General features: G+C 67.4%; 5 protein-coding genes. 2 read left to right on the forward strand and 3 right to left on the reverse strand.

Annotation, left to right across the window (positions count from 1 at the left end):
* Positions 1-4 precede the first annotated feature (4 nt).
* From ACTJI2_RS12515 to ACTJI2_RS12525, 3 genes are all read right to left on the reverse strand, one after another.
* Positions 5-2890 carry a valine--tRNA ligase gene (locus ACTJI2_RS12515; RefSeq protein ID WP_440842286.1) on the reverse strand — a complete coding sequence of 962 codons (2886 nt, stop codon included), beginning with the start codon at positions 2888-2890 and terminating at the stop codon, positions 5-7.
* A 98-nt stretch (positions 2891-2988) separates the two neighbouring features.
* The gene (locus tag ACTJI2_RS12520; protein WP_183639097.1) at positions 2989-3411 is read right to left on the reverse strand and encodes a DNA polymerase III subunit chi; all 423 of its coding nucleotides are present in this window, start codon (positions 3409-3411) and stop codon (positions 2989-2991) included.
* A gap of 97 nt (positions 3412-3508) precedes the next feature.
* Complete coding sequence (locus ACTJI2_RS12525; RefSeq protein ID WP_203323476.1) at positions 3509-4981, reverse strand: leucyl aminopeptidase; 1473 nt, start codon at positions 4979-4981, stop codon at positions 3509-3511.
* A 127-nt stretch (positions 4982-5108) separates the two neighbouring features.
* Here ACTJI2_RS12525 and lptF point away from each other — a divergent pair, with 127 nt between their 5' ends.
* Both lptF and lptG read left to right on the forward strand, forming a co-directional pair.
* On the forward strand, positions 5109-6188 hold the full coding sequence (lptF, locus tag ACTJI2_RS12530) for an LPS export ABC transporter permease LptF (protein WP_183639095.1): 1080 nt from the start codon (positions 5109-5111) through the stop codon (positions 6186-6188).
* Positions 6185-7285, forward strand: a complete 1101-nt coding sequence (gene lptG, locus ACTJI2_RS12535; protein ID WP_183639094.1) for an LPS export ABC transporter permease LptG — start codon at positions 6185-6187, stop codon at positions 7283-7285. The genes lptF and lptG overlap by 4 nt, the downstream gene beginning before the upstream one ends.
* Positions 7286-7400 lie beyond the last annotated feature (115 nt).

The raw sequence follows: 7400 nt of genomic DNA on the forward strand, positions 1-7400 counted from the left end.
CGGATTACAGCTTGGCGCGCTGTTCGCGCAGGCCGTTGAGCTGGGTGGTCCATTCGGCCAGGCGCTGGCGCTCCTGCTCGACCACCGCCGCCGGCGCGTTCTGCACGAAGGTGGCGTTGCCCAGCTTGCCGTTGCACTTGCCGATTTCGGCTTCCACGCGCTTGATTTCCTTGTCCAGGCGGGTGCGCTCGGCATCCAGGTCGACCAGGCCCTCCAGCGGCACCAGCAGCTTCAGCTCACCGACCATCGCCGCGGCGGAGGCGGGAGCCGCGGCGTCCACCGCCAGCCATTCGATGGCTTCGAGCTTGAGCAGGAACGACAGCGAAGCGGCATGTCGCTCGATCCGCTGGCGATCCTGCGCGGTGCCGGCTTGCAGGAGCAGGCGGACGCTGCGCGAGGGCGCGACGTTCAGTTCGCTGCGCACGCGGCGCAACGCGGTGACCATGGTCTTGAGCCACTCGACGTCCGCCTCGGCGTGGCCGAAATCCTGGCCGGCGAAGTCCCCGCTGGCGGGATACGGGCGCAGCGAAATGGTCTCGCCGGCGATGCCCAGTCGCGGTGCCACCTGCTGCCACAGTTCCTCGGTGACGAAGGGAATCAGCGGGTGCAGCAGGCGCAGCAGCGCTTCCAGCACGTGCAGCAGGGTGTGGCGGGTGCTGTCGGCGGCCGCCGCGTCGCTGCCGTTGAGCGCCGGCTTGGCCAGTTCGACGAACCAGTCGCAGAACTCGTTCCAGGCGAATTCGTACAGGGATTGCGCCAGCAGATCGAAGCGGTAGTTGGCGAAGTGGGTTTCGGCTTCGGCGGTGGCCTTGGCCAGGCGGGCGAGGATCCACTTTTCGGCGTCGGTGACGGGATTGGGGATTGCTGCCGGGTGGCCCCCATCTGCCCTTCGGGCATCTTCCCCCGCTTGCGGGGGAAGGGTAAGGGGAACGGTCCCCGCTTGCGGGGGAAGAGTAAGGGGAACGGTCCCCGCTTGCGGGGGAAGGGTGAAGGTGGCGGTGTTCATCAGCACGAAGCGGCTGGCGTTCCACAGCTTGTTGCAGAAGTTCTTGTAGCCTTCGGCGCGGCCGAGATCGAACTTGATGTCACGGCCATGGGTGGCCAGCGCGGCAATGGTGAAGCGCAGCGCGTCGGCGCCGTGCTGGGCGATGCCGTCCGGGAATTCCTTGCGGGTGGCCTTCTCGATCTTCTCGGCCATCTTCGGTTGCATCAGCCCACGGGTGCGCTTGGCGACCAGATCCTCCAGCGAGATGCCGTCGATGATGTCGAGCGGATCCAACACGTTGCCCTTGGACTTGGACATCTTCTGGCCGTCCTTGTCGCGGATCAGGCCGGTCATGTAGACGTCCCTGAAGGGCACCTTGCCGGTGAAATGGTCGGTCGCCATGACCATGCGCGCGACCCAGAAGAAGATGATGTCGAAGCCGGTGACCAGCACCGAGGACGGCAGGTAGCGGTCATAGCCGCGTGCCGCCATCGCCTGCGGGTCCGGCCAGCCCAGGGTGCTGAACGGCCACAGCTGCGAGGAGAACCAGGTTTCCAGCACGTCGCTGTCCTGGGTCAGCGCCACGTCGGCGGACAGTCCGGCCCTGGCGCGCGCTTCGGCCTCGTCGCGGCCGACGTAGCAGCGACCCTCGGCGTCGAACCAGGCCGGAATCCGGTGGCCCCACCAGAGTTGGCGGCTGATGCACCAGTCCTGGATGTTCTCCATCCAGTGGCGGTAGGTGTTGATCCAGTTCGGCGGCACGAACTTCACCTCGCCGTTCTCGACCAGTTCCAGGCCGCGACGGGCCAGGCGGTCCATCTTCACGAACCACTGGTCGGTCAGGTACGGCTCGATCACCTGGCCGGTGCGATCGCCGCGCGGCACCTGCAGCTTGTGCGGCTTGGTTTCCACCAGCAGTCCGGCTTCCTCCAGGTCCGCCAGCACCGCCTTGCGCGCGTCGTAGCGATCCAGGCCGCGATATTTCTCCGGCGCGTTGTCATTGATGGCGGCGGTGGGAGTGAACAGGTTGATCAGCGGCAGTTCGTGGCGCACGCCCACCTGGTAGTCGTTGAAATCGTGCGCGGGGGTCACCTTGACCACGCCGGTGCCGAACTCGCGGTCCACGTAGTCGTCGGCGATCACCGGAATCTCGCGATCGGTCAGCGGCAACTTCACCGCCTTGCCGATCAGGTGCGCGTAGCGCTCGTCTTCCGGATGCACCATCACCGCGACGTCGCCGAGCATGGTTTCCGGGCGGGTGGTGGCCACGGTCACGCTGCCGCTGCCATCGGCCAGCGGATAGGCGATCGACCACAGGAAGCCGTCTTCCTCGACGTTCTCCACTTCCAGATCGGAAATCGCCGTCTTCAGCACCGGATCCCAGTTGACCAGCCGCTGGCCGCGATAGATCAGGCCTTCCTCGTGCCAGCGCACGAACGCTTCGATCACCGCGCGCGAGGGTTCCGGATCCATGGTGAAGGTGCTGCGCGACCAGTCGCCGGAGGTGCCCAGGCGGCGCATCTGCCGCTCGATGATGTCGCCGGATTCGGCCTTCCACTCCCAGACCTTGCCGATGAAGCCTTCGCGGCCCAGGCCGTCGCGGGTCAGGTTTTCCTGGCTCAGGTTGCGCGCCACGACCATTTCCGTGGCGATGCCGGCGTGATCGGTGCCGACCTGCCACAACGTGTCGAAACCGCGCATGCGGTGGTAGCGGATCAGCGCATCCATGATGGTCTGCTGGAACGCATGGCCCATGTGCAGGGTGCCGGTGACGTTCGGCGGCGGCAGCAGGATCGTGTACGGCTCGCCTTCGCCGCGCGGCTTGAAATGGCCGGCGCTTTCCCACTCGGCGTACAGGCGGGATTCGAAGGTTTTCGGGTCGTAGCTGGAGGCGAGATCGGTCATTGGGGCGAGAATCGGGAATAGGGAATGGGGAATGGGAAGGAGCGGGGAATCGGCTGTTTGCTTTGACGATTCTCCATTCTCGATTCCCGATTCCCGTGCTACATGTCGTACTTGTTCACGTCGAAGCCGCGCGCCTTGTACTGCTTCCAGCGTTCGCGCAGCGGGTCGCGCGCGGCCGGATCGGCGGGCACCACTTCCAGCACCCGCTCGCAGGTGCCGGCATAGGCATCGTCGCGCAGGTTGATCACCAGCGTGCGCGAGGGCGCGTCGAAGTCGGGCGTGGCGATCAGGACCGGGGTCAGATCGTCTTCCTCGTCGGTGCCGGCAATCTGGTGCGGGATGTAGGCATCGTCGTCGAACGACCACAACAGCTCGTCCAACGCTTCGGCCTGCTCGGCGTCACGCGCCAGGATCAGCGTCCAGTGGTTGCCGTCATAGGCCTTGCGCGCCAGCTCGCACACCAGCCGCAAAGGCTCCTCCAGGAACCGGGGCTTGGCGATGAGGTAGAAATCGGCGCGCATGTGGGGGCTGGGATTCGTGATTGGGGATTGGGGATTTGCGGAAGCGTCTTCAGTGGATTCGGGATTCATGCCTGGCACGAATCCCGAATCCCGAATCTCAAATCCCGGCCCTGTCGAGCAACCACTGCGCCAGCAGGCCGACCGGGCGGCCGGTGGCCATGCCGCGCTTGCCTTCGTCGTTGGCGACGCCGGCGATGTCCAGGTGGGCCCAGCGCTGGCCTTCGGTGAAGCGGGCCAGGAAGCAGCCGGCGGTGATCGCGCCGGCCCAGCGGCCGCCGATGTTGTAGACGTCGGCGAAGGTGGAATCGAGCTGGGTCTGGTACTCGTCCCACAGCGGCAGGCGCCAGGCGCGGTCGAAGACGTGTTCGCCGGCGGCCAGCAGTTCGTTGGACAGATCGTCGTGCTTGCTCATAAGACCGGTGGCGTAGCGGCCGAGGGCGACGATGCACGCGCCGGTCAGGGTGGCGGCGTCGACCAGCGCCTGCGGTTCGAAACGCTGCGCGTAGGTCAGCGCGTCGCACAGGATCAGGCGGCCCTCGGCGTCGGTGTTGCCGACTTCGATGGTCTTGCCCGACATGCTGGTGATGACGTCGGACGGGCGGTAGGCGTTGCCGTCGATGGCGTTCTCGACCGCCGGCACGATCACCACCAGGTTCAGCGGCAGCTGCATCTTCACCGCCGCCACGAAGGCGCCGAGGACGCTGCCGGCGCCCAGCATGTCGTACTTCATCTCCTCGATGCCGCCCTGGGTCTTCAGGTTGACGCCGCCGGTGTCGAAGGTGATGCCCTTGCCGACCAGCACGAAGGGCTTGGCGTCGCCGCCGTTGTTCCACTTCAGCACGATCAGGCGCGGCCGGTTGGCTGAGCCGCGGGCCACCGCCAGCAGCGAACCCATGCCGAGGGTTTCCATCTGCGCCTCGTCCAGCACCTCGCATTCGGCGCCGTTGTCGGCGGCGAACTTCTGCGACTGCTCGGCCAGGTAGGCGGGATTGCAGATGTTCGGCGGCAGGTTGCCCAGCTCGCGGGTGAACTGCACGCCGGCCGCGATCGCCGCGCCCTGCGCCAGCGCCTGCGCGTCTTCGCCGGAAATGGCGAAACGGGCCAGGCCGGGTTCGTCGTTCTTCTTCTTGCCCAGGGTGGCGGTGTAGCGGTAGCAGGCGTGGTCGGCGGCGATCACCGCCTGGCGGATCTTCCAGGCCGCGTCGCGGTCCTTGACCTCGACTTCGGCCAGGGTGAACAGCGCGCTGGCCGAGGGGCCGGCCTTCAGCGTGCGGGCGGCGTCGCCGACCGCCTTCAGGTACTGCGGCACCCCGAACTTCGCCGCCTCGCCCAGTCCCACCACCAGCACGCGCGGCGCGGCCACGCCCGGCAGGTCGTGCAGGAGCGCGGTCTTGCCGGTCTTGCCGCTGATGTCGCCGCGCGCGACCAGGGCCGCCAGACGGCCGCCGCTGGCGGCGTCGATGGCCTGGGCGGCCGGGGTCAGGGTCTTGTCGCCATAGGCGCCAACCACCACGCAATCGACGCCGGCGCTGGCCGGGGCGTCATGGTTCAGGGTGAATTCCAGGGTCATTGAGCAGATTCCATGGCCAGTTCCGTACAATCGCGGGTCCTGTCGAAGGGCGGGCTTCCCGTGCGGAAGCGCAAGACCGCCGTCTGCCGACGCCAGCGAACGAACCCCGGATTGTAAAACAAGCACGATGCCGAAGCTGGACCGCTACCTGTTCCGAGAATTCACCCAGAGCTTCCTGGCCACCCTGATCATCCTGCTGATGGTCAGCGTGGGCGGGGTGATGGCCGACATCCTGGGCAAGGTGGCCGACGGCAAGGTGCCGGCCCGGCTGCTGCTGTCCCAGCTGGGGCTGCAGTTCCTGGGCTATCTGCCCTACATCCTGCCGCTGGCGTTGATGCTGGGGCTGCTGCTGGCCTTTTCCCGCCTTTATCGCGACTCGGAGATGGCCGTGTTCACCGGTACCGGGGTGGGCCCGCGCCGCCTGCTGAGGCCGCTGTTGCTGCTGGTCGTGCCGGTGGTGGCCGCGGTGGCGTTGTGCTCGCTGTGGCTCGGCCCCTGGGCCAAGCGGACCGCCGAGAACATGCTGGACCAGGCCAATCGCAGCCTGGTCGTGTCCGGGCTGGAGGCGGGCAAGTTCACCGTGCTCTCGAACGGCACCGTGGTCTACGTCAGCGGCATCTCCGCCGACGGCACCACCCTGAACCGCGTGTTCATGCACCGGCAGAAGGAGGATCGCCTGGACGTGGTCACCGCCCAGCACGGGCAGATGTTCTTCGAGGGCCAGCGCAAGCGCTATCTGCGCCTGACCGACGGATTCCGGGTCGAGGGCCCGGCCGGGGAGGGCCTGGACTACCGGCTGATGCGCTATGCCAGCAACGAATCGGCGCTGCCGGATCGCACCGACACCCTGGACCAGAACGATCCCGAGGTGCTGTCCACGCCGGCCCTGCTGGGTGACGACCGGCCGGGCGCCAATGCCCAGCTGCACGCCCGCCTGACCCCGCCGCTGCTGGCGCTGGCGTTCGCGCTGCTGACCCTGCCGCTGTCGCGCAGTTCGCCGAGGCAGGCGCGCTACGGGCGGGTCATGCTGGGGTTCCTGGCTTACCTGGTCGGCGTCAGCCTGATGTTCAACGGCACCCAGTTGCTCACCGACGGCAAGCTGCCGGGCTTCGTCGGCCTGTGGTGGCTGACCCTGCCGCTGCTGGCCGCGGCCATCTGGTTCTATCTGCGTGACGGCAAGCTGGGCCGTCCGAGGGCGCGCGCATGAGGCTGCGTCCGAATCTGCACGATCTGTATGTTGGCCGGGTGGTGCTGGCCACGGTGTTGCTGACCTGGGCGGTGCTGGTCGGCCTGGACCTGGTGATGGCGCTGTCCAACGAGGTCAGTGACATCGGCAAGGGCAACTACACCTTCGGCCACGCGGTGGCCTGGCTGGCCTACACGGTGCCGCGCCGCGCCTACACGATGTTCCCGACCGCGGCGGTGATCGGTTCGCTGATGGGCCTGGGCCAGTTGGCGGCCAGCTCCGAGCTGACCGCGCTGCGCGCGCTGGGCCTGTCGCGGCGACGCCTGAGCATCTCGGTGGCGGCCGCGCTCGGCATCCTGACCGCGCTGATGGTGTTCAGCGGCGAGACCCTGGGCCCGTGGGGCCAGCGCCAGGCTGACGTGCTGAAGAACAGCGCCCGCAGCGGCGACGTGGCGGTGGATCGCTTCTCCGGCCTGTGGGCGCGCGAAGGCAATACCTTCATGTACGCGCAGAGCGGCGAGGAGCGCAAGGAAGACGGCCGCAACTGGCTGCAGCTGCGCGATGTCCGCCTGTACGAACTGGCTCCCGACGGCCGCCTGGCCTCGATCGCCCACGCGGCGACCGCCGAGCATCTGGAGGGCCACTGGCTGTTGAAGAACGTGCGCCGGACTACCTTCCACGCGCGTTCGGTGACCCAGCAGCAGGTGCTGGGCGAGCGCTGGGAATCCAAGCTCGACGCGGCGGTGTTGTCGTCCGGCCTGACCAAGGCGCGCAACCTGCCGACCCGCGAACTCGGCCAGAACATCGACTACCGCAAGCGCAACGGGCTGGATGCGCGCGAGTACGAGGATCTGTACTGGAGCCGCTGGTTCTATCCGCTCAACGTGCTGGCGCTGTGCCTGGCCGCGATCCCGTTCGCGTTCGGAAGCCTGCGCAGCGGCGGCATGGGCAAGCGCCTGTTCCTGGGCATCATCTTCGCGGTCAGCTTCTGGGCGCTGCAATTGCAGTTCGTGCGCCTGGCCAGCGCGTTCCACATGGACTTCCGCATCGCCTACGCGATGCCACCGATCCTGCTGCTGGCGGTGTCGGCCTGGATGTTCCGACGGCGCAGCGCATAGTGCCGCGCCGCGCCCCGATCCACTTCCGGTGACGGGGTATCGAATGCGCCGCAGCGCGCCGGGAAAACAATGCGTCAGCGCTTCTGCTTCGGCAATCGGATCATCCGCGTGCCGC

This window comes from Pseudoxanthomonas sp. 22568 (assembly GCF_052044485.1).
Taxonomy (GTDB): Bacteria; Pseudomonadota; Gammaproteobacteria; order Xanthomonadales; family Xanthomonadaceae; genus Pseudoxanthomonas_A; species Pseudoxanthomonas_A beigongshangi.